The following is a 419-nucleotide window of genomic DNA, read 5'->3' on the forward strand; positions in this document are numbered from 1 at the left end:
CTGCGAGCGGTCGTTCTGGCACTGCACGACGATGCCCGACGGGATGTGCGTGATACGCACGGCGGAGTCGGTCTTGTTGATGTGCTGACCGCCCGCGCCCGAAGCGCGATACGTGTCGATGCGCAGGTCGGCCGGATTGACGTCGATTTCGAACGATTCGTCGATTTCCGGATACACGAACACCGACGAGAACGACGTGTGACGGCCGCCCGACGAGTCGAACGGCGACTTGCGCACGAGGCGGTGAATGCCGGTTTCGGTGCGCAGGAAGCCGTAGGCGTATTCGCCTTCGACCTTGATGGTCGCGCTCTTGATGCCGGCCACGTCGCCTTCGGACTCTTCGAGCACTTCGTTCTTGAAGCCCTTGCGCTCGCAGTAGCGCACGTACTGGCGCAGCAGCATCGACGCCCAGTCGCAGG

1 protein-coding gene is annotated in these 419 nt (G+C 63.2%); it reads right to left on the minus strand.

The features are described 5' to 3' along the window. A partial coding sequence (locus SB751_RS28315; RefSeq protein ID WP_410748827.1) for a PCRF domain-containing protein occupies positions 1 to 419 on the minus strand: 419 nt, incomplete at both ends.

This window comes from Cupriavidus sp. SIMBA_020 (genome assembly GCF_046535395.1).
Lineage (GTDB): Bacteria > Pseudomonadota > Gammaproteobacteria > Burkholderiales > Burkholderiaceae > Cupriavidus > Cupriavidus campinensis.